Origin of the sequence: Mariniflexile fucanivorans, assembly GCF_004341235.1 — a bacterium.
Taxonomy (GTDB): Bacteria; Bacteroidota; Bacteroidia; order Flavobacteriales; family Flavobacteriaceae; genus Mariniflexile; species Mariniflexile fucanivorans.
Map to the genome: position 1 here is coordinate 167,760 of NZ_SLUP01000006.1, position 20,770 is coordinate 188,529.

General features: G+C 32.6%; 24 protein-coding genes. 2 read left to right on the forward strand and 22 right to left on the reverse strand.

Translation table 11 applies throughout. The annotated features are described in order from the left end of the window. Nucleotides 1-24: 24 nt before the first annotated feature. The 3 genes from leuC to EV196_RS13180 all read right to left on the reverse strand — a co-directional run bounded on the left by leuC (nt 25) and on the right by EV196_RS13180 (nt 2,939). Nucleotides 25-1,419 (reverse strand): 3-isopropylmalate dehydratase large subunit, encoded by a 1,395-nt coding sequence (gene leuC / locus EV196_RS13170; protein WP_132218238.1) that lies wholly within the window; start codon nt 1,417-1,419, stop codon nt 25-27. A 232-nt stretch (nt 1,420-1,651) separates the two neighbouring features. Continuing rightward, nucleotides 1,652-2,038 (reverse strand): acyl-CoA thioesterase, encoded by a 387-nt coding sequence (locus EV196_RS13175; RefSeq protein ID WP_132218239.1) that lies wholly within the window; start codon nt 2,036-2,038, stop codon nt 1,652-1,654. A 13-nt stretch (nt 2,039-2,051) separates the two neighbouring features. Then, nucleotides 2,052-2,939: a DUF72 domain-containing protein gene (locus EV196_RS13180; protein ID WP_132218240.1), complete on the reverse strand. Its 888-nt coding sequence runs from the start codon at nt 2,937-2,939 to the stop codon at nt 2,052-2,054. Between the two features lie 120 nt (nt 2,940-3,059). On the opposite strand from EV196_RS13180, the gene EV196_RS13185 reads away from it, so the two are divergent. Together EV196_RS13185 and EV196_RS13190 are read left to right on the forward strand one after the other, a co-directional pair. Next, nucleotides 3,060-3,476 carry a glyoxalase gene (locus EV196_RS13185; protein ID WP_132218241.1) on the forward strand — a complete coding sequence of 139 codons (417 nt, stop codon included), beginning with the start codon at nt 3,060-3,062 and terminating at the stop codon, nt 3,474-3,476. An 8-nt stretch (nt 3,477-3,484) separates the two neighbouring features. After that, on the forward strand, nt 3,485-3,931 hold the full coding sequence (locus EV196_RS13190; protein WP_132218242.1) for a hypothetical protein: 447 nt from the start codon (nt 3,485-3,487) through the stop codon (nt 3,929-3,931). Here EV196_RS13190 and EV196_RS13195 read toward each other — a convergent pair. From EV196_RS13195 to efp, 19 genes are all read right to left on the reverse strand, one after another. Further along, nucleotides 3,924-4,595, reverse strand: coding sequence for a DUF2461 domain-containing protein (locus tag EV196_RS13195; RefSeq protein ID WP_132218243.1), 672 nt, complete (start codon nt 4,593-4,595; stop codon nt 3,924-3,926). The two genes, EV196_RS13190 and EV196_RS13195, sit on opposite strands and share 8 nt — an antisense overlap. Before the next feature lie 103 nt (nt 4,596-4,698). Beyond that, on the reverse strand, nt 4,699-5,244 hold the full coding sequence (locus EV196_RS13200; RefSeq protein WP_132218244.1) for a hypothetical protein: 546 nt from the start codon (nt 5,242-5,244) through the stop codon (nt 4,699-4,701). Between the two features lie 38 nt (nt 5,245-5,282). Next, nucleotides 5,283-5,447 carry a DUF1328 domain-containing protein gene (locus tag EV196_RS13205; protein ID WP_132218245.1) on the reverse strand — a complete coding sequence of 55 codons (165 nt, stop codon included), beginning with the start codon at nt 5,445-5,447 and terminating at the stop codon, nt 5,283-5,285. Nucleotides 5,448-5,637: 190 nt separating this feature from the next. Further along, nucleotides 5,638-6,414 (reverse strand): tRNA pseudouridine synthase A, encoded by a 777-nt coding sequence (locus EV196_RS13210; RefSeq protein WP_132218246.1) that lies wholly within the window; start codon nt 6,412-6,414, stop codon nt 5,638-5,640. A 19-nt stretch (nt 6,415-6,433) separates the two neighbouring features. After that, the gene (hisIE, locus tag EV196_RS13215) at nt 6,434-7,060 is read right to left on the reverse strand and encodes a bifunctional phosphoribosyl-AMP cyclohydrolase/phosphoribosyl-ATP diphosphatase HisIE (protein ID WP_132218247.1); all 627 of its coding nucleotides are present in this window, start codon (nt 7,058-7,060) and stop codon (nt 6,434-6,436) included. Nucleotides 7,061-7,108: 48 nt separating this feature from the next. Beyond that, the gene (gene hisF / locus EV196_RS13220) at nt 7,109-7,864 is read right to left on the reverse strand and encodes an imidazole glycerol phosphate synthase subunit HisF (RefSeq protein ID WP_132218248.1); all 756 of its coding nucleotides are present in this window, start codon (nt 7,862-7,864) and stop codon (nt 7,109-7,111) included. Nucleotides 7,865-7,867: 3 nt separating this feature from the next. After that, the gene (gene hisA / locus EV196_RS13225) at nt 7,868-8,602 is read right to left on the reverse strand and encodes a 1-(5-phosphoribosyl)-5-[(5-phosphoribosylamino)methylideneamino]imidazole-4-carboxamide isomerase (RefSeq protein ID WP_132218249.1); all 735 of its coding nucleotides are present in this window, start codon (nt 8,600-8,602) and stop codon (nt 7,868-7,870) included. A gap of 43 nt (nt 8,603-8,645) precedes the next feature. Beyond that, on the reverse strand, nt 8,646-8,924 hold the full coding sequence (locus EV196_RS13230; RefSeq protein ID WP_132218250.1) for a GIY-YIG nuclease family protein: 279 nt from the start codon (nt 8,922-8,924) through the stop codon (nt 8,646-8,648). Nucleotides 8,925-8,966: 42 nt separating this feature from the next. Then, nucleotides 8,967-9,548 carry an imidazole glycerol phosphate synthase subunit HisH gene (gene hisH, locus EV196_RS13235; RefSeq protein WP_132218251.1) on the reverse strand — a complete coding sequence of 194 codons (582 nt, stop codon included), beginning with the start codon at nt 9,546-9,548 and terminating at the stop codon, nt 8,967-8,969. A gap of 68 nt (nt 9,549-9,616) precedes the next feature. Next, entirely contained in the window at nt 9,617-10,750 is a 1,134-nt protein-coding gene (gene hisB, locus EV196_RS13240) for a bifunctional histidinol-phosphatase/imidazoleglycerol-phosphate dehydratase HisB (RefSeq protein ID WP_132218252.1), read from the reverse strand. Then, complete coding sequence (hisC, locus tag EV196_RS13245) at nt 10,750-11,784, reverse strand: histidinol-phosphate transaminase (protein WP_132218253.1); 1,035 nt, start codon at nt 11,782-11,784, stop codon at nt 10,750-10,752. Before hisC ends, hisB begins: the two co-directional genes overlap by 1 nt. 13 nt (nt 11,785-11,797) lie before the next feature. Then, nucleotides 11,798-13,108, reverse strand: coding sequence for a histidinol dehydrogenase (gene hisD / locus EV196_RS13250; protein WP_132218380.1), 1,311 nt, complete (start codon nt 13,106-13,108; stop codon nt 11,798-11,800). An 84-nt stretch (nt 13,109-13,192) separates the two neighbouring features. Then, complete coding sequence (hisG, locus tag EV196_RS13255) at nt 13,193-14,050, reverse strand: ATP phosphoribosyltransferase (protein ID WP_132218254.1); 858 nt, start codon at nt 14,048-14,050, stop codon at nt 13,193-13,195. Nucleotides 14,051-14,377: 327 nt separating this feature from the next. After that, nucleotides 14,378-15,193 carry a prohibitin family protein gene (locus EV196_RS13260; protein ID WP_132218255.1) on the reverse strand — a complete coding sequence of 272 codons (816 nt, stop codon included), beginning with the start codon at nt 15,191-15,193 and terminating at the stop codon, nt 14,378-14,380. 12 nt (nt 15,194-15,205) lie between these two features. Further along, nucleotides 15,206-17,239, reverse strand: a complete 2,034-nt coding sequence (locus tag EV196_RS13265; RefSeq protein WP_132218256.1) for a vWA domain-containing protein — start codon at nt 17,237-17,239, stop codon at nt 15,206-15,208. A 54-nt stretch (nt 17,240-17,293) separates the two neighbouring features. Next, entirely contained in the window at nt 17,294-18,040 is a 747-nt protein-coding gene (fabG, locus tag EV196_RS13270) for a 3-oxoacyl-[acyl-carrier-protein] reductase (protein WP_132218257.1), read from the reverse strand. A gap of 149 nt (nt 18,041-18,189) precedes the next feature. Beyond that, complete coding sequence (sucD, locus tag EV196_RS13275) at nt 18,190-19,062, reverse strand: succinate--CoA ligase subunit alpha (RefSeq protein WP_132218258.1); 873 nt, start codon at nt 19,060-19,062, stop codon at nt 18,190-18,192. Nucleotides 19,063-19,135: 73 nt separating this feature from the next. Next, nucleotides 19,136-20,074, reverse strand: a complete 939-nt coding sequence (locus tag EV196_RS13280; RefSeq protein WP_132218259.1) for a UDP-3-O-(3-hydroxymyristoyl)glucosamine N-acyltransferase — start codon at nt 20,072-20,074, stop codon at nt 19,136-19,138. A 75-nt stretch (nt 20,075-20,149) separates the two neighbouring features. Continuing rightward, nucleotides 20,150-20,716, reverse strand: a complete 567-nt coding sequence (efp, locus tag EV196_RS13285) for an elongation factor P (RefSeq protein ID WP_132218260.1) — start codon at nt 20,714-20,716, stop codon at nt 20,150-20,152. Between the last annotated feature and the right edge of the window lie 54 nt (nt 20,717-20,770).

Consider the following 20,770-nt stretch of genomic DNA (forward strand, 5'->3'; position numbering starts at 1 on the left):
AAGTCCCGTAGGGAATTTAAGGGATTATAACAAATCTCTTGGGTCTGTTACTACACCTGTTACAGCTGCTGCTGCGGCTACAAGTGGACTCGCCAATAATGTTCTAGAACCTGGACCTTGACGCCCTTCAAAGTTTCTATTTGATGTACTTACGGCATATTTTCCAGCAGGTACTTTATCATCATTCATAGCCAAACATGCAGAACAACCAGGTTGTCTTAATACAAATCCAGCTTCATTAAGGATATCTAAAATACCTTCTTCTTTAATTAAAGCTTCAACTTCATGAGAACCTGGAACTAACCAAGCGGTTACATTATCTGCTTTTTTCTTACCTTTTACAATAGAAGCAAATGCTCTAAAATCTTCAATTCTACCATTGGTACAACTTCCTAAAAACACATAATCGATTTTCTTACCAATCATAGCATCATTTTCGTTGTAACCCATATAGTCTAAAGACTTTTTATAAGTTGCAACACCTCCGTCTAAATCTGCGGCATTAGGAATGTGTTTAGATATACCCATACCCATACCTGGATTTGTTCCGTAGGTAATCATAGGTTCAATATCGCTAGCTTTGAAGGTTAATTCTTTATCAAACGTTGCTCCTGCTTCAGTTTTTAATGTTTTCCAATGTGCAACAGCTTTATCCCATTCTGCTCCTTTTGGAGATAATGGTTTATCTTTTAAATAAGCAAAAGTCGTTTCATCTGGAGCAATCATACCACCACGGGCACCCATCTCGATTGATAAGTTACAAACCGTCATACGACCTTCCATAGTCATGTTTTCAAACACATCTCCAGCATATTCTACAAAATAACCTGTAGCTCCTGAAGTAGATAGTTGTGAAATAATGTACAAAGCAACATCTTTAGGAGTCACTCCTTTTCCTAATTGCCCATTTACATTAATGCGCATTTTTTTAGGTTTTGGTTGCATGATACATTGTGTAGACAATACCATTTCAACCTCTGAAGTACCAATACCAAATGCAATAGCACCAAAGGCACCGTGTGTAGATGTGTGCGAATCGCCACAAACAATCGTTGCACCTGGAAACGTAATTCCGTTTTCAGGACCTACAACGTGAACAATACCATTTTTTTGGTGACCTAGTCCCCAGTGGCTAATGCCATATTCATTTGAATTATCTTCTAACGCTTTTAATTGGTTTGCAGATAACGGATCTTCAACAGGTAAATGTTGATTAATCGTTGGTGTGTTATGATCTGCCGTTGCAAAGGTACGTTCTGGATATAGTACTTTTAAACCACGACTTTTTAACCCAAGAAATGCTACTGGACTTGTAACTTCGTGAATAAAATGACGGTCTATAAAGAACACATCTGGTCCTCCTTCAATCTTCCTAACAACATGCGAATCCCATACTTTGTCAAACAATGTTTTGCTCATATTCTATTTTCTTTAATTTTAAATCTTTTTGAATTTTATGCTAATGTATACCCGATTAGCCAAAAGGCTAGCAAAGTTAGGAAAAACTACCATTTTTACTATGGATATAACAAATTTTAAGACCTACGCTTATTTATTTTTATAGTATTATTAATGGAAACCAAAAAAATCGACAATCTTTTAAAAGAATAGCAAAATTGATTGTAATTTTTAAAGTAAACAGACTATAAAACTATTTCAAACGGTCTACGGCATATTCAATTTGTGTTTTTCCGTGCGGTTTTGCTTTTCCATCGGGTCCTAGATTAACCATTACAATGTTTGAAATGGTAATAATGGTTTCATGTGTCATTTTGTTTCTAACCTTACAACTCAGGGTTAAAGATGCTTTTCCAAATTTTACAACATCAATACCAATTTCAATGATATCTCCTTGTTTTGCAGAGGCTTTAAAATCAATTTCGCTCATATACTTGGTAACTACTTTTTGATTTTCAAGTTGAATGATGGTGTATAGTGCTGCTTCTTCATCGATCCAATCCAATAATCGGCCTCCAAATAGGGTTCCGTTAGCATTTAAATCTTCTGGTTTTATCCATTTTCTTGTATGAAATCTCATAAATCAATCTTTTTTATAGTAATTTTTGTTGTAAATCTTCATTAGGGATTTTTAAATTATAACCTAAATTATTATTAAGTTTTTTTATAAAGTAAGCTGAAAGTAAAGGCGACTCTTTTTCAATGTTTTGATGAATAAAGAAATCTATTTCTTTTACACCCTGCTGTTTCCAGTCTTTTAGTCTTTCAATCCAAGCATCTAAACGTCCGTAATCGCTGGCATGATTCGCACCTACATAACGTACAAATGCCGTAGCATTGGTTAAACGCATGTGCATAATATCGCGTCTTCCGGCAGAATCTACTATGATATTTGAAATGTTGTTTGCTTCTAAAAGCTGAAATAATTCGGTGGAAATGGAAGCATCATTATACCAATTGGTGTGTCTAAATTCCATAGCCAGCGGCATTTCCTTAGGCCAATCTTCTACAAATTGGATAACACGATTAAAGTCTTTTGGAGAGAAATTATCATTCATTTGTAAAAAAATAGTTCCTAATTTTTCTTTTAGATTCGATGCATTATAAAGATAATGTTCAACAACATCTTTAGTTTCTTGCAAACGTTTCCAATGACTAATTTCTTGATTTAGTTTTGGGAAAAACTTAAAATTTCCTGGCGTTTTATCATACCATGTTGCAAACTGTTCCGCAGGAAAAATTCTGTAAAACGTTGCATTTAACTCAATAGAATTAAATTGACTGGAATAATATACCAACTCATCTTTAGTGCCTTTGGGATAAAATCCTTTTAAATCGGCTTTATTCCATTTAGCGCAACCTACATAAATTTCGAGAATATGATCATCTTTGAATCTGTTTAAAACACGTTTGGTTTCAGGGTGATCTATAGGTAAAGTAAAGTCAATTTGTTCTGGATTTTTAACGCTTCCAAACTTCATTTATTTTTTTTGTTTAAAGATAAAAAAATCTGTGATGTTAATAACCCCGTTAACAACTATAAATGCTTTCAAGGGTTTAAAACTTTAATATTCTATAATTTTAATAAAAACTCTTCAATTATGAATACTCGACAATTCAACTTAAAAAGCATTCGTCCCGAAATTCAAAGCTCAACAATTAATGATACGATGAGTAATGACGAGCGGTTTCAAAATTTAGTTTTACGCCCAATAATAAAATTGCAAAATGATTTGTTTATTGAAGTTTTTAAAAACTATATTGCCAAGCATAAAATGGTGTTTTACGGCTACTCTTTAGAAAAGCGTTTATTGTATATTGAAAATGCTGTAAATAAAGATATTAAGTTTCGTAACTCACTAAAAGGCATGGTAATAGGTTTGTTTACTGTAGAAGAATATTCAATTTATATTCAAAATTCTTCGGCTTTAAATAAGCGTATGATGCAAATTGTGAAAGATAGATTGATTAGTAACGTGCAACTTTTTGAACAACCAGAAGTGCTAAAAGCAGTTTAAAACATTTAATGACAACAAAACAGAAACTATTGCAAATTTGTAATGAGCGCGTTGATAAACGCATAAGTGATTACAAAGAAGAAGTTAATTTAATAAAAGAATCTATTGAAAGTACCGACAAAGGAAACTCGGAAGGTGACGATTCCGGTAGTGGTAAATTATTAAATGATTTAGAGAAAAACATGGCGTATTTAAACGACGCAAAAAAAATCAAAGACTATTTAAGCAATATAAAAACGAATATTGAAAGTACCGATGCCATACTTGGGAGCATTGTAAAAACGAATGTTATGAATTTTTACATTTCTACAAGCATTGGAAAAATTGATTTAGATGACGACGTTTTTTATGCCATTTCGGTAAACTCACCAATTGGGCAGCTTTTAATAAATAAACCCGTAAATACCAGTTTTGAGTTTAACCAAAACAAATACGTCATTACGGAAATTATATAAGAGACACACCATTTAAATCGGTAGTAAGCACATCGCTCATATAATTAAAATATGGGCGAATTGCTTTAAATGATTTGTTTACATCTTCAATAAAACCATCACTTAATACTTCTGAATCGGTATATTTTTTAACAAAAATGTATTGCTTCTTTTTTATTAAATCAATGTTTTCGTGATCTTTACTGAACCCTTTTGGTGCTGTTTTTACTTCGTCGCCCACAAAATCTCCCCAAATACTGTTGAAGGTTTTGTCTTTTAAAATAGCTCTAATTTCGGTAGCATCCATTTCAAATTCTTTACGAATACGCAATAAATCGGCTGGTGAAGGTTCCCAGAAACCTGTTGCAATAAAACTTTCATTATTAGGCTGAATGTGTAAATAATAGCCGCCTCTTAGTTTTGGTTTGGCTCTGTTAAAAGAACCACCAAAATGTGTTTTATAAGGCGCTTTATTTTTTGAAAAACGCACATCGCGATAAATACGGAACATCTTTAGTTTATCAACTTCATCATGTTCATTCAAAGTTTTCAATACAGAATTATAAAAAACTTTCACCTCTTTTTCAATTTTTTTGAATTCTGGTTTATGTTCATTAAACCAATCTCTATCGTTGTTTTTTTCTAAATTCTTGAAAAAGTCTAAAGTTTCTTTTTGGATTTTCATATGCGTTTTTAATATAGCGTTATCTTGTTAAAGTTTTCTAAAATACAAAAAAGTCCTGTTAAAACAGGACTTTTAAAACATCATTAATTAACCCTTACATTAACTATTTCTGTTGCAATATAAAATCTTGACTTATTACTTTTCTAGTATTTTGGTCATAATATTCAATGGTAAAACTGCCATCTTCATTAAAATAGCCAATACCTGTATCATTCCCATTCTGATATATGTAATGATTTTCCTTGTTGAATTTAACTATATTTCCACTGGGAGAATCGTCATCGTTCAATAAAACAGAAAACCCATTATCTACTTTCTTGAAACCATATTGTTTTCCATCAAATTGATAATATCCAATTTCTGTTTTAGAATCGTATGAGCTTCCTATGTCGTTATCGACCTCAATGGTTTTCTTAACTTTTACAGGACTATCTATAACGTTTTTATCTCGTTTATTTTCGTCCTGTTCATCAAATTCAATCCCTTGTTCAGACCTCGTGGTCACTTTAATTTTTTTCTCAACAATTCCAGATCCATCATTAGTTTTTACGGTTTTAATGGTGGATTCCTCTGAGATATTTTTTGGTTTTTCTTGCGCCCATATACTACCGGTAAACAAGAATAAACATGCATAAATTATATTTTTCATTTTAAATAGATTTATTGGTTAATGATTTTTTGTAGATATTAACTTTTACTAAATCCACCTCTTATTAATGATAATATGAAGAGTACTATAAATATGAAGAATAATATTTTTGCTATTCCAGCTGATGCACCCGCAATACCCGAAAAACCTAATACTCCTGCAACTAATGCTATAATTATAAATGTGATTGTCCAACGTAACATAATTTTAAATTTTAAAGATTCATATTAATTTTTGAAGATTTAACTTCTATGAATACAAAATTGCGAATTATGGGTGCGTTATGTGTTACATGTTTTTTATTATAAATTGTATAATTCACATGAAAAACATAGTTAAACAACTGATAATCAGTTTTAATAAAGGTTTTTTAATAGAAACGATGGGGTTTAACTAAGAGAATTCGATACTATTTAAAATAAGTCCAGAGGCTGGCGCTATGTATTCCATTTTAATAAAGCAGTCTTGTTCTAAACTTTGCCGAATGGTTTGCAAAGTTAATTTTCCTTTTCCTAAATCGATAAGTGTTCCCATCATGAGCCTTATTTGGTTGCGCATAAAACCTTTACCTCGAACTCTTAATATATATGTTTTTTTTGGGAAGTAATTGGCGCTATATATGGTGTTTTCAACCAATTCGCAAGTTATTATTTCTCTATTATAGATACCAGTTTCCGTTGGTTTGAAGCAATACGATTTAAAATAATGTTCACCTTCAAAAAGTTTGGCACCTTGTTTCATGATATCAATATCTAAATCATCCAGAATAGTAGTCATGATGGGCGCACAAAAAGGATGGCATTTTTCACCAAAAGCGAATAAATATAAATATTCTTTTATTTTTGAATGATTAATGATGTTGAATTTAGCATCTACTTCTTTAATAGTTAATGCACGAATATCTTGTGGTAAATTGTGATTGAAAAGTTCTAAAAAAGCATCTTGATCTTCTAAAGGTTCTTCTAAAAACAATTCAAAAGCAGCACATTCTGCAGAAACCATCGCATCGGTTCTACCAGAACTTAAGCTTTTAAACGTTTTACCTTCCAATATAAAATTTAAGGTTCTATCAACCATTAAATGTACCGTTTTTACATTGGGTTGCTTTTGCCAACCGTGAAAACGATAGCCTAAATATTGAATGGTAAAAACGTAGAAATACTTTTTCAAAAAAAATGTATGATGAATTTTATTTATGGCGACTTTTCAACTCTGCTTCAATATCTTTTAAAGTAAAACCTTTGGCTTGTAATAGCATTAAATAATGAAATAGTAAGTCTGCCGATTCGTACAAGAATAATTCATCATTAGTATCCATCGCTTCTATGACAGTTTCAACAGCCTCCTCGCCTACTTTTTGAGCTATTTTATTAATGCCTTTTGCAAACAAACTCGCTACATAAGATTTGTTGGTATCTTTATTAGCAACACGTTCCGCAATAACAGCTTCTAAAGTTGATAAAAAACTATAATTAGGGGTGTTTTCTTCTCCCCAACAATTATCGGTTCCTTTATGGCAAGTTGGCCCTGCTGGATTTACTTGAATTAAAAGCGTATCATGATCACAATCATTTTTAATATCTACAAGATTTAAAAAGTTACCACTTTCTTCACCTTTTGTCCATAAACGTTGCTTACTTCTACTAAAAAAAGTAACCTGTTTTGTTTCTAAAGTTTTATTATATGCCGCTTCATTCATATAACCCAGCATTAACACATTTTTTGTTGTGGCGTCTTGTATGATAGCTGGGACTAAAGCCCCCTCTAACTCCCCCCAAAGGGGAGAAATAATACTTGTATCTTTTTTATTATTCATATTATATTTTTAATTGAGTGAAAGTTCTCCCTTTGGGGTTAGGAGGCTTTACAATCGTACTTCTATATTGTGTTTTTTTAATTCTTTTTTAAGTTCCGGAATAGGTATTTCACCAAAATGAAACACACTTGCAGCCAAGGCTGCATCTGCTTTTCCGTCTTTAAAGGTGTCTACAAAATGCTGCACATTACCAGCACCACCCGAGGCTATAATGGGGATGTTTAGCAAGGTTGAAAGTTTAGCTAACGCTTCATTTGCAAATCCGTTTTTAGTACCATCATGATTCATCGATGTGAACAAAATTTCACCAGCTCCACGTTGCTCTACCTCTTTTGCCCATTCAAATAAATCGATATCTGTTGGTATACTACCGCCAGCTAAATGTACTTTCCAATTCCCATTAACTTCTTTAGCATCAATGGCTACTACTACACATTGACTTCCAAATTTGTCAGCCAATTCATTCACCAATTCAGGTCTTTTTACTGCGGAAGAATTGATAGATACTTTATCTGCACCACAATGCAACAAGGCGTCTACATGCTCAACAGATGAAATACCACCACCTACTGTAAACGGAATATTTACTTGTTCTGCTACATGCAAAACCATATCTAAAGTGGTTGCTCTTGCTTCCAAAGTTGCCGAAATATCGAGGAAAACTAATTCATCTGCACCCATATCGGCGTATTGCTTAGCAAGTTCAACGGGGTCGCCAGCGTCACGTAAATCTACAAAATTAACACCTTTTACGGTGCGTCCGTTTTTAATATCTAAACAAGGAATGATTCGTTTGGTAAGCATATTTTATACAAATTTTTCAAGTTGTTTTAAGCTGATTCGGTTTTCATAGATAGCTTTTCCTATAATAACACCTTCACAACCCAGGTCTTTTAGAATAGGTAATTCCGAAATATCAGAAATACCTCCAGACGCTATTAATTTAATGGATTGACCACTATTTCCATGACTACACTCAGATATAATTTGCTGATATAATTCTACTGAAGGCCCTTCAAGCATCCCATCTTTTGAAATATCGGTACAAATAACATACTGAATACTTTTCTTTTGATAGTCTTTAATAAATGGAATTACATCTTCTTTACTTTGTTCCATCCATCCACTTATAGAAACTTTTCCATTATCACTATCAGCTCCCAGAATAATTTTGGCAGCACCATATTTTGATATCCAGCCCTCAAATGTTTTTGGATCTTTTACAGCAATACTACCACCCGTGATTTGTTTTGCACCAGAATTAAAGGCAATATGTAAATCTTCATTAGTTTTTAAACCACCTCCAAAATCGATTTTTAAGCTCGTTTTAGATGAAATTTGCTCAAGAACTTTATAATTTACAATATGCTGCGCTTTCGCTCCATCCAAATCTACTAAATGTAAATATTCAATACCCGAAGCTTCAAACATTTTAGCAACTTCAAGCGGATTTTCATTATAGATTTTTTTTGTGTCGTAATCGCCTTTGGTTAAACGCACACATTTTCCATCTATGATATCTATTGCTGGTATTATTCTCATTGATTAACTTGTTAATCAACCCTGAATTTATTTCAGGGTCTTTTTATATTTCTAATGTTTTTAATTCAGGATTTGACATTCTTACCAAATTCCATTTCCATTCTTTATGCCAATTCTTTAATTGCTTTTCTCGGTTTCTTCCTAAAATACTACTATTAAAGATTTCAAAATAAATCAAATCAAAAACAAAATATTTTTTTGTGAAATTTGACCCATTTCCTGATTTATGTTGAGTCATTCGTTTTTTTATATCACAAGTATAGCCAACATAAAGAAATTTTCTGTTTTTATCAGATAATATGTAACAATAATGACTCAACATTAAAAATTTCGTTCAAAATTCTGAAACAAGTTCAGAATGGCTCTAAAGAGCCAAAAAATTCTTCAAAATTTGTTCTCCTGCTAAACTACTCTTTTCTGGGTGAAATTGAACACCGTAAAAGTTTTTATGTTGTAGTGCAGATGCGTAATTCAAACCATAATCGGTTGTAGCGATAGTTTCTTCGCAATGTTCGGCGTAATAGCTATGCACTAAATACATATATTCATTTTCTTTGATGCCTTTGAACAAATCTGATTTCAACTCTTTAATAACATTCCAACCCATTTGAGGGACTTTCACATTATTATCAAAACGTTTTACATTGGTTTTAAAAACACCCAAACCTTTAGTGTTTCCTTCTTCGGTATATTCACAAAGTAATTGCATACCTAAACAAATACCCAAAACAGGTTGTTTTAATTGAGGAATCAACACATCTAAGCCCGTTTCTTTAAGCATATTCATTGCAGAACTTGCTTCACCTACTCCTGGAAAAATAATTTTATCGGCAGCTAAAATTTCTTCTGGACTATCAGACAAAATAGCGTCAATTCCTAAACGTTTAAAAGCAAATTGAATACTTTTTATATTTCCAGCTCCGTAATTAATTATAACTAATTTCAATTGATTTTTGATTAACGATTTTAGATTTACGATTTCAATTCGTAAATCTAAAATCTAGATTCGTAAATTTAAAGCATTCCTTTTGTACTAGGTAAAAACATTTTGTTAGCATCTCTTTTTACAGCCATTTTCATAGCTTTTGCAAAAGCTTTAAAAATGCCTTCTATTTTGTGATGCTCGTTTGTACCTTCCGCTTTGATGTTTAAATTACATTTTGCACCATCAGTAAACGATTTAAATAAGTGATAAAACATTTCGGTTGGCATATCCCCTATTTTTTCACGTTTAAATTTGGCATCCCATTCTAACCAGTTTCTGCCACCAAAATCGACTGCCACTTGTGCTAAACAATCGTCCATAGGTAAACAAAAACCGTAACGTTCAATGCCTAATTTATTTCCTAAAGCTTTGTTGAATAATTCGCCTAGAGCAATCATGGTATCTTCAATGGTGTGATGTTCATCTACATTTAAATCGCCATTCACTTTCACCGTTAAATCCATAGCGCCATGACGCCCAATTTGATCAAGCATATGGTCGAAAAAAGACAAGCCTGTATGAATATCATTTTTACCAGAACCATCTAAATTTAATTTTATATAAATCTGAGTTTCATTAGTGTTACGTGTTATTTCTTGAACTCTATCTTCAAGCTTTAAAAAATTGTAAATTTCTTCCCAATCGTTGCTTTCAAGAGCTATATAAGGATCTAATTCTTCTCGCTTAACCGTAATTTCATTAGTTCCTAAATGGGTTTCATCATTAATAAAAATCCCTTTAGAACCTAGATTTTTTGCTAATTCAACATCTGTAAGTCTGTCTCCTATTACAAAAGAATTTTTTAAATCGTAATGGTTGGTAAAAAATTTAGTTAATAAACCAGTGTTTGGTTTACGGGTTGGCGCATTGTCTTTTGCATACGTTTCATCAATGTAAACTTCTTTAAATTCAATACCTTCATTTCTGAATGTGTTCAATACAAAGTTGTGAATAGGCCAAAATTTTTCTGATGGATTATCAGGTGTTCCCAACCCATCTTGGTTTGTAACCATGATAATTTCATAATCCAATTCCTTGCAAATTTTACTTAGAAATTGAAATACTTTAGGGTAAAATATAAGTTTTTCAAAAGAATCTACTTGCTCATCTGCAGGTTCTTTAATTAATGTACCATCACGGTCTATAAATAATACTTTCTTCATTAGATAGATTTTAAGGTATCTATTAATATTTTATTTTCTTTGGAAGTTCCTATTGTTAAACGTAAGGTGTTTTCACAACCCGGTTGTGTCGTTCTGTTACGAATAACAATGCCTTTTTCAATAAGTTGATTGTAACGTTTATTAGCATCATCCACTTTAACTAACACAAAATTAGCATCCGATGGATAAATTTTTGAAATATATCTGACAGATTTTAATTCTGCAACCATAGCTTCACGTTCTTTTAAAATATCAACTATTTGATTACTTGCTAAATCTTTGATAGAAAGTAATTCAATCGCTTTTTTCTGCGTTAATTCGTTGATGTTATAAGGTGGTTTTATAGTATTTAAAACCGTTATAATTTCTTCGGAAGCATAACAAATTCCTAAACGAATTCCTGCCATGGCATAAGCTTTTGATAAGGTTTGCGATATGATTAAATTAGGAAATTCGTTTAATCGTGTTAACCAACTTTTTTCTGTTGAAAAATCAATATAGGCTTCATCAATAACCACAATGCCTTTAAAATTGGACACCATTTTTTCAATAGCTCCGGTTGTAAAACTATTACCTGATGGGTTGTTTGGCGAACAAATAAAAAGCAGTTTGCTATGGGCATCGGCACTATTTAAAATAGCTTCAACTTTAGGTTCAAATGCTTCATCTAAATTTAATTTTTTAATGGCGATAGCATTCAAATTTGCAAGCACTTCGTACATACCATACGTTGGCGGTAAAATAACCACGTTATCTTCATTTGGCTCGCAAAACGCTCTGTAAATTAAATCTAAAACTTCATCGCTTCCATTTCCTAAAAGGATGTTTTTTGCTGAAACACCTTTAATTTCAGAAAGAATTGCTTTCAATTTGCTTTGATGCGGATCTGGATAACGATTTACGCCGTTTTCAAACGGATTTTCGTTAGCATCTAAAAACACCATATTATCGGTCACACCTTGAAACTCATCACGTGCGGAAGAATATGGTTTTAATGCCTTTATGGTTGGGCGAATTAAATCTTGTATGTTCATAATAATCTTTGAACTATTTTTTTGAGATTCTTGCTTTCGCAGGAATTAAATCCTTTAATCGTATTGAAACTGCATTTTTATGCGCTTGCAACCCTTCCGCTTCTGCCATAAGTTCAATAGTTTCACCAATATTCAAAATGCCTTCTTTTGATATTTTTTGAAACGTCATACTTTTTGAAAAACTATCTAAATTTACGCCAGAATAGGCTTTTGAAAACCCATTGGTTGGTAAGGTATGATTGGTTCCTGAAGCATAATCACCAGCACTTTCTGGCGTATAATCGCCTATAAAAACTGAGCCTGCATTAGCAATATTGTTCACATAAAAATCTTCATTTTGTGAACAAATAATGAAATGTTCTGGACCGTATTCATTTATTAAATCGAGTGCAATTTCATCATTTTCAACATAAATTAATTTTGAATTAGCTATGGATTTTTCCGCAATCGCTTTACGCGGAAGTTCATTAAGTTGTTTTTCAACTTCTTCTGAAACATCATTAATTATAGCTTGAGATGTTGAAACTAAAATAACTTGACTGTCTGTTCCATGCTCCGCTTGACTTAACAAATCTGAAGCAATGTATGAAGCATTGGCGCTTTCATCTGCAACTACTAACAATTCACTGGGTCCTGCTGGCATATCGATAGCAACACCATGTTTCGTAGCCAATTGCTTAGCTACTGTTACAAATTGATTTCCAGGTCCGAAAATTTTATATACCTGCGGAATGGTTTCCGTTCCAAACGTTAAACCTGCAATAGCTTGAATACCACCTACTTTTATAATTTTAGTCACACCACATAAATGGGCTGTAAATAATATTTCGGGGGCTAAATCACCTTGTTTATTTGGTGGTGAGCACAAAACAATCTCTTTAGAACCTGCTATTTGTGCTGGAACCGCCAACATTAAAACCGTTGAAAATAAGGGTGCAGTACCTCCAGGAATATACAAGCCGACCTTCTGAATGGCGCGTTTTTCTTGCCAACATTGTACACCTTTGGTTGTTTCAACTTCAATTTTAGCAGTTTTTTGCGCTATATGAAAAACTTCTATATTATTTTTTGCTTTTTTTATAGCCTTTTGAAGATTTTCGGGAACTTTAGCAATAGCTTGTTGAATTTCTTCAGAAGTCACAATATTAGACTCTAAAGAAATACCATCAAATTTTAATGTATATGTTTTTATAGCAGCATCGCCGTTTTTAGAAACATCATCAAATATTTGAATAACTGTAGCTTCAATATCTCCAACAGTTTGTGTAGGTCGTTTTAAAACTTGACGCCATTCGTTTTTATTTGGATTTTTAATTATTTGCATCTTCTTTATTGTTGAATCGTTGAATCGTTTCATAGCTTAATCGTTAACAAACTAAAACATCAACGATTAAACACATAAATTCTTTTAAAGCACCATTTTTTCAATAGGACACACTAAAATACCTTGCGCACCTTTGGCCTTCAAATCGTCTATAACATCCCAAAACGCATTTTTGCTGATTACTGAGTGTATTGAACTCCAACCTGCTTCTGCAAGTGGTAAAACCGTTGGGCTTTTCATTCCTGGCAACACATTAATGATGTCTTGAACTTTGTCATTTGGCGCATTAAGTAATACGTATTTAGACTCTCTTCCTCGTAAAACAGATTTAATTCTAAACTGAATTTTATCTAAAATGGCTTGTTTTTCAGCATCTAAAATTGGGGAAACTGCTAAAACCGCTTCCGATTTTAATATCATTTCAACCTCTTTTAAATTGTTTTTAAATAAGGTGCTTCCGCTTGAAACAATATCAACAATAGCATCGGCTAGTCCAATATTTGGTGCTATTTCAACCGAACCGTTAATAATATGAAGGTTTGCCGTAACACCTTGAGCATCTAAAAAATTCTGAACTGTATATGGATATGACGTTGCAATGCGCTTACCATCTAAATCTTTTATACTTTTATAATCCATGGTTTTTGGCACCGCTACGCAAACACGACACGAAGAAAAACCTAATTTTTCTGCGATGTTTATACCGTTTCCTTTTTCAATTAAAACATTTTCACCAATAATAGCGGCATCTACAACGCCATCTTTTAAATATTGAGGAATGTCGCCATTTCTTAAATAGAAAACTTCTACAGGAAAATTTCTTGCGGATGCTTTTAATTGATCGATGCCATTATCAATAGAAATACCAATATCTTTTAGTAATTCCATAGATTCGTCGTGTAAACGACCTGATTTTTGTACTGCAATTCTTAATGTACTCATTGTCTTGTTTTTATGAGTTTGAAACAATCTAATTGGATTAAAAATTAAAAACCCGTTTGATTGTCTCAAACGGGTTTATAAAAATATGTTGATTTTATTCAATACATCTTCACTTCGCTTGAGAGCAAATTTGAAAATGATGATGATGAAATTGAATAAAGTTCATTTTTTTTGTTTTTTACTTTCGCAAATATCATAAATTATGGTGGATTATTCCAAATAAATATAACAAATCTTATGAGTATTAGATATAATATATATTTAAGTAAAAATAATTAGCTATAATTCAAAATATCTTTAAAATTTCTGAATTATTTTTTCTATTCACTATTGATTTCCTAAAATAATAGGCAAGCCACTATCACCCGAACCAATAACTATAACTTTGCTGTTTGGAGATTCTGCTAATTTCATTGTAGCGTCAATACCTTTGTCTTGTAAAATTTTATCGGTTAAAGAAGCACTTAAAATTCTGTTAGATTCCGCTTTACCTTCTGCTTCAATAATTACTTTTTCAGCTTCTTTAGATGCAGTCACCAATCTAAATTCATATTCTAATGATTCTTGCTCTTGTTTCAATTTACGTTCAATAGCATCTTTAATGGTAGATGGTAGTGTTACATCGCGCACTAAAACTTCATTTAATTGAATATATTGAGCACCAACAATTTTTTTGGTTTCTTCAAAAATTTCTTGTTGAATAGCATCTCTTTTACTAGAGTATAATTGTTCTGGCGTGTAACGACCAACAACACTACGAGCTGCTGAACGAATAGCGGGAAGCAATACACGCTCTTTATACATCTCACTTTTTTCTTGATGCAACTTCCCTAAATTTTGATAATCTGGTTGAAACCAAACAGAGGCTTCTAACTTAATATCTAACCCATTTGAAGATAAAACATTCATTTTCTCTAATATTTCCTGTTGTCTTACTTCATAAACAAAAACTTTGTTCCAAGGTGCCACTATATGAAAACCTTCTCCTAAAGCGGGCTCATCAATTACAACACCTTCGCCAAAGGTTTTGAATAATACGCCTGCTTCACCCGAGCCTATAGTTACGGCAGATTTTGCTAATATTACAATTAAAATGATGGCCCCAATGATTACAGGGAATGCTACTTTTGGTAATTTTTCCATTTATAAATTTATTTAAATTAATCCGTTATATTTTCTTAAAAACCACTCTATCGACAAGCTTAAAGCAATAATGATGAGTAGATATTTCCAATCTATCAAAGATAATCTATTTTTATTGCTTTTTTGAATGGTAGCAAATCTATTGTCGTTTAAAAGGTTTTTTATTAAACCTTCGGTATTGTTCACAAAAAAATGTTTGCCTTCACTATTAGTAGCCAACTGCTGAAGTTTTGTTACATCGGCATTTAAAAATTGTTGCTCAACATTATATTCCAATATTTTAAAACTTCCTGATTTTGAAATGTTTTCGTTTGAAACACTTACGGTAAAGCTATAGTCGGAAGCTGGCAAACTACTTAAATCTACTTGATAATTGGTACTATTTAGAATAAAGGGAAACGTTTTGGTTTCTTCTGTAGCGGTATTTTTTACAGTAATAGTTAATGTTTCTCGGGTATCAAATTCGTAATTCTTATCAAAAAATTCAGCCTTTACAATCACATTGGTATTGCCGTTATAAAATGATTCGTATTCTACATTCAATCTGTTTTTTTGTTTGTTAGAAGCCAGATATTGAATGAGTTTCCCTATAAAATCATCGAACGCATTAAACGATTTATCATTTAAATAACTTTGTGCACGCCATTGCCATATGTTTTCACCAAACATCACTGCTTCTCGCCTACCACTGGTTTCAAACGTCGCTAATAACGGATCTTTTTTTAAAATACCATTAATTGTTTTATTTAAAATAGTTTCAAAAGGCACTGAGAATTTTGTAGAACCATAAGGCGAATTTAAAGGTGGAAACGATTCAAAATTAATATCTTCAATAAGGAATGGTGCGTAACTTTTATTTAATTCAGCTTGATAGTTTTCGGTTTGATTTGTTATTTCAGATGAATATGTATTATTGATTTTGTTTAGAAAATTCAAATCTGTTTTTGTGCCAATAATTGTGAATCTGTTTTTGTTTTCTGAATCTAAACGCTCAATTAAAATATTAAACTTATTGTTTGGTTGATATAAAATAACTAATTGAAAATCATTTATTTGATTTAATATTTCTTTTGAATTCAAAATAGATACCGAGCGTTGTTCATTGCTTTCAATAGTCTTTTTTAAAACACCCAAATCAGGATGAACAATATCACTTACCAACGCTATTTTTGTTTTTTGGTCAATAACTTCAACCGCAAAATTTTTAAAATTATTGATGGTGTTTTTTTCGTTTGCCAATGGCTCTAATGATGCTTTATATTCATGTACACCAACAGCATTTGCAGGAAGTTTAAAATCGATAACCCTAGAATTGTTCTGTTTTGTGAAGTTTACGTTTTCAGAATACACAACGGTATTACCACTTTTTACTACTAGTTTAGAATTAACAGAATCATCACCATTATAAACCAAAATGGTTTCAACAGGAAATTGATTTTTCAAATACGCATATTTATTAACATTTAACTGTTGAATTTTTAAATCTGTATATTGAATCGAATCTCCTAAAATAATAGGGTAAATAGGTTGTTTATAATCGTTGTTGACGAATTCATAGCTATTTCCAAACGTTTGGTTACCATCGGTAATTAAAATAGTTGGTGAAATGGTTTGCTTGTAAATTTGGGATAATTGTCCAAAAGCATCAGCAATATTGGTTTGCTTTTCGTTAAATTGAATCTCATTTGAAGTTTTTAATTTGTCACCAAAAGTATAGGTTTCTATATTGAATTTATCGTTTAAATCTTTATTAGTTTTTAATTTTTCGACCAAACGAATGGCCTCTTCACCTTGTTTTAAGTACTTTATAGAACTTGAATTATCTACCGCAATCACCAAATTAGGCTTTACTGTAGAAAGTGTTATTTGCTCTAATTTGGGATTAATTAGCAATAAAAACACGGAAAATATGGTTAAAAACCTTAAAAACAAAAAAAGCATGTTCAATTTAGACATGCTTTTCTTTTTTGTATAATACTGAAAACCTGCTAATAACAGAGCGATTATCCCAGATAGTATGATGTAAATTAGAGTTAAGGAACTCATTAAATAACTTTAAATTTAAATTGATGAGATTCCTGCATTCGCAGGAATGAAAAATTAGGTTAACATACCACCATCAACATTTAGTGTCTGTCCTGTAACATACGCACTCATATCGCTTGCTAAAAACACACACACATTTGCTACGTCTTCAGGTGTTCCTCCACGTTTTAAGGGGATTCCTGCGCGCCATCCTTTTACAACTTCTTCATCAAGTTTTGCTGTCATTTCAGTTTCAATAAAACCTGGAGCAACTACGTTGCTTCTAATATTTCTTGATCCTAATTCTAAAGCAACTGATTTTGAAAAACCAATAATACCTGCTTTAGACGCTGCGTAATTGGTTTGACCAGCATTTCCTTTTACTCCAACAACCGAACTCATATTAATAATAGAACCTTTTCGTTGTTTTAGCATGGTTTTTTGAACGGCTTTCGTCATGTTGAAAACCGATTTTAAGTTCACTTCAATAACGGTATCAAAATCTTCTTCGGTAATACGCATTAATAAATTATCTTTTGTGATGCCTGCGTTGTTAACTAATACATCAATACTACCAAATTCAGCAACCACATCTTCTGCTAATTTTTGAGCTTCATCAAAACTAGCCGCATTACTTTTGTAACCTTTTGCTTTAATGCCTTGAGCATTTAATTCTTTTTCAAGTTCGTTAGCAGCCTCCACAGAACTACTATATGTAAACGCAATATTAGCGCCTTGAGCTGCAAAAATTTGGGCTATACCTCTGCCAATACCCCTACTGGCTCCTGTAATGATGGCTGTTTTTCCTTCTAATAATTTCATATAACTTATTTTAATTTCTTAATAACACTTAAATGACGCGTTAAATGAATGGTTGGTTATTTCTTATTTTCAAATATAACAAATACAAATTGCAACAAATAAAAAACCTCACAAATTATTGCGAGGTCTTTCAAATATTTTAAAAGATTTTATGCTAAAACTTCAGCAACTTTCTTTCCTATTTCAGCAGGCGAATCTACCACGTGAATACCACATGCTCTCATGATTTTCTTTTTTGCCTGTGCTGTATCATCACTACCACCAACAATAGCGCCAGCATGTCCCATGGTACGTCCCGCAGGAGCCGTTTCACCAGCAATAAAACCTATAATTGGTTTTTTACTACCACTTGCTTTATACCAGTTTGCAGCATCAGCTTCCAATTGACCTCCAATTTCACCAATCATTACAACGGCTTCAGTTTCTGGGTCGTTAATCAATAATTCAACAGCTTCTTTAGTTGTTGTACCAATAATTGGATCGCCACCAATACCAATGGCCGTTGTGATACCTAAACCTTGTTTTACTACTTGATCTGCAGCTTCATAAGTTAAAGTTCCTGATTTAGAAACAATACCTACTTTACCTTTTTTGAAAACAAAACCTGGCATGATACCAACTTTAGCTTCGCCTGGAGTGATAACACCTGGACAGTTAGGGCCAATTAATCGGCAATCTTTATTTTTTATGTAGTTTGAAGCCGTAATCATATCGGCAACAGGAATACCTTCTGTAATAGTAATAATGACTTTTATACCTGCATCGGCAGCTTCCATAATAGCATCGGCAGCAAAAGCTGGTGGTACAAAAATAATGGTTGTATCTGCTCCTACTTGCTCTACAGCATCTTTAACAGTATTGAAAACTGGTTTGTCCAAATGAGTTTGACCACCTTTTCCAGGGGTAACACCACCCACAACGTTGGTACCGTATTCAATCATTTGGGTTGCGTGGAATGTTCCTTCACTTCCCGTAAAACCTTGAACTATTATTTTTGAATCTTTGTTTACTAAAACACTCATTTTATCGTTTTTTATTTGAATAAAGCTGCACAAAAATACTTTTTTTGCTTATACTTTTTACAGCTTTATAGATTTATTTTTTTGATTTTATAAACTGTAATATTTCAGGTATTTGTTTGATGTTTGCCATCTCCCTCATAACAATTCTAGCATCTTGAGCAGGAATTCCCCAATAGGTTTTATGGCCTTCTAGCGACTTACTAATACCAGCCTGCGCATGAAGTACAGCCTTTTCTCCAATGGTTACGCCACTTGTACAGCCCACCTGCCCCCAAAATGTGACTTCATCTTCTACCACTACACATCCTGCAATACCAACTTGAGACGCTATTAAGCATCTTTTGCCAATAACGGTATCATGACCAATTTGGATTAAATTATCCAATTTAGATCCTTCTTTTATAGTTGTGTCACCAGTTACGCCTCTATCAATAGTGCAATTGGCGCCAATATCGACGTTATCTTCAATAACAACACGTCCACATGATTTTAATCTATCAAAACCTTCTGGTCTTTTTTTATAGTAAAAGGCATTCGCACCCAAAACGGTTCCTGAATGAATGGTTACATTGTTGCCAATAACCGTATCGTCATAAATACTAACATTGGCATGTATGATGCAATTTTCACCAATCACCACATTATGCCCTATAAAAGCATTGGGCTGAATTACCGAATTTGCTCCAATGACAGCAGAGTCGGAAATACTACTTATAGCTACTTGAAAGGGCTTGAAAAAATCGGTTAACTTATTAAAATCCCTGAAAGGGTCATCACTAATCAATAATGCTTTTCCTTCTGGACAAGCCACTTCTTTATTAATTAAAATAATGGTGGCTGCGGAATTTAATGCCTTATCGTAATATTTAGGATGGTCTACAAAAACAATATCACCAGCTTCAACAACATGGATTTCGTTCATGCCTAACACCGAAAAATCGGGATTACCAACAAAATTGCAATCAATTAGTTGAGCAACTTGTTTTAGAGTATATGGGATTGGAAACTTCATTTAATATGTTGAATTGTTTAATCGTTAAATTGTTGAACTGTTTATACCAATAAAACGCATCAACAAATAAACTCTTTACTCTTTTACGCGTTCTTTATAAGTGCCTTTTTCTGTCTCAACCTTAATTTTGTCGCCTTCATTAATAAACAATGGTACGTTAACGATAGCTCCTGTTTCAACGGTAGCAGGTTTGGTTGCATTCGTTGCGGTGTTACCTTTTACACCTGGCTCGGTAGCTGTAACTTCTAAAACAACACTCGCAGGCATTTCCACAGAAAGTGGCATATTATCTTCAGCATTTATAATAACCGTAACTACTTCTCCCTCTTTCATTAAACCTGGATTATCTAAAGCAGATTCTCTTAATTGAATTTGTGTATAATCTTCAGTATTCATAAAATGATAAAACTCCCCATCATTATATAAAAATTGAAATTTATGGGTTTCAACACGTACATCTTCTAATTTATGTCCCGCAGAAAATGTATTATCTAACACTTTTCCATTAGTTACACTTTTCATTTTTGTTCTTACAAACGCAGGACCTTTACCTGGTTTTACGTGTAAAAATTCTATGATTTTATAAATATCGTTATTATACCTAATACATAATCCGTTTCTAATATCACTTGTACTTGCCATTTTGTTGTTTGGTGTTTTTTATTAATTTGTTTATTAGTGAGTTGAATGCTTTTT

What these genes read in the sequence shown, in the direction of transcription:
- leuC (WP_132218238.1), bottom strand. Translation starts at nt 1,419, where the DNA reads ATGAGCAAAACATTGTTTGACAAAGTATGGGATTCGCATGTTGTTAGG.
- EV196_RS13175 (WP_132218239.1), bottom strand. Translation starts at nt 2,038, where the DNA reads ATGAGATTTCATACAAGAAAATGGATAAAACCAGAAGATTTAAATGCT.
- EV196_RS13180 (WP_132218240.1), bottom strand. Translation starts at nt 2,939, where the DNA reads ATGAAGTTTGGAAGCGTTAAAAATCCAGAACAAATTGACTTTACTTTA.
- EV196_RS13185 (WP_132218241.1), top strand. Translation starts at nt 3,060, where the DNA reads ATGAATACTCGACAATTCAACTTAAAAAGCATTCGTCCCGAAATTCAA.
- EV196_RS13190 (WP_132218242.1), top strand. Translation starts at nt 3,485, where the DNA reads ATGACAACAAAACAGAAACTATTGCAAATTTGTAATGAGCGCGTTGAT.
- EV196_RS13195 (WP_132218243.1), bottom strand. Translation starts at nt 4,595, where the DNA reads ATGAAAATCCAAAAAGAAACTTTAGACTTTTTCAAGAATTTAGAAAAA.
- EV196_RS13200 (WP_132218244.1), bottom strand. Translation starts at nt 5,244, where the DNA reads ATGAAAAATATAATTTATGCATGTTTATTCTTGTTTACCGGTAGTATA.
- EV196_RS13205 (WP_132218245.1), bottom strand. Translation starts at nt 5,447, where the DNA reads ATGTTACGTTGGACAATCACATTTATAATTATAGCATTAGTTGCAGGA.
- hisIE (WP_132218247.1), bottom strand. Translation starts at nt 7,060, where the DNA reads ATGAATAATAAAAAAGATACAAGTATTATTTCTCCCCTTTGGGGGGAG.
- hisF (WP_132218248.1), bottom strand. Translation starts at nt 7,864, where the DNA reads ATGCTTACCAAACGAATCATTCCTTGTTTAGATATTAAAAACGGACGC.
- hisA (WP_132218249.1), bottom strand. Translation starts at nt 8,602, where the DNA reads ATGAGAATAATACCAGCAATAGATATCATAGATGGAAAATGTGTGCGT.
- EV196_RS13230 (WP_132218250.1), bottom strand. Translation starts at nt 8,924, where the DNA reads ATGTTGAGTCATTATTGTTACATATTATCTGATAAAAACAGAAAATTT.
- hisB (WP_132218252.1), bottom strand. Translation starts at nt 10,750, where the DNA reads ATGAAGAAAGTATTATTTATAGACCGTGATGGTACATTAATTAAAGAA.
- hisC (WP_132218253.1), bottom strand. Translation starts at nt 11,784, where the DNA reads ATGAACATACAAGATTTAATTCGCCCAACCATAAAGGCATTAAAACCA.
- hisD (WP_132218380.1), bottom strand. Translation starts at nt 13,108, where the DNA reads ATGCAAATAATTAAAAATCCAAATAAAAACGAATGGCGTCAAGTTTTA.
- hisG (WP_132218254.1), bottom strand. Translation starts at nt 14,050, where the DNA reads ATGAGTACATTAAGAATTGCAGTACAAAAATCAGGTCGTTTACACGAC.
- EV196_RS13260 (WP_132218255.1), bottom strand. Translation starts at nt 15,193, where the DNA reads ATGGAAAAATTACCAAAAGTAGCATTCCCTGTAATCATTGGGGCCATC.
- EV196_RS13265 (WP_132218256.1), bottom strand. Translation starts at nt 17,239, where the DNA reads ATGAGTTCCTTAACTCTAATTTACATCATACTATCTGGGATAATCGCT.
- fabG (WP_132218257.1), bottom strand. Translation starts at nt 18,040, where the DNA reads ATGAAATTATTAGAAGGAAAAACAGCCATCATTACAGGAGCCAGTAGG.
- sucD (WP_132218258.1), bottom strand. Translation starts at nt 19,062, where the DNA reads ATGAGTGTTTTAGTAAACAAAGATTCAAAAATAATAGTTCAAGGTTTT.
- EV196_RS13280 (WP_132218259.1), bottom strand. Translation starts at nt 20,074, where the DNA reads ATGAAGTTTCCAATCCCATATACTCTAAAACAAGTTGCTCAACTAATT.
- efp (WP_132218260.1), bottom strand. Translation starts at nt 20,716, where the DNA reads ATGGCAAGTACAAGTGATATTAGAAACGGATTATGTATTAGGTATAAT.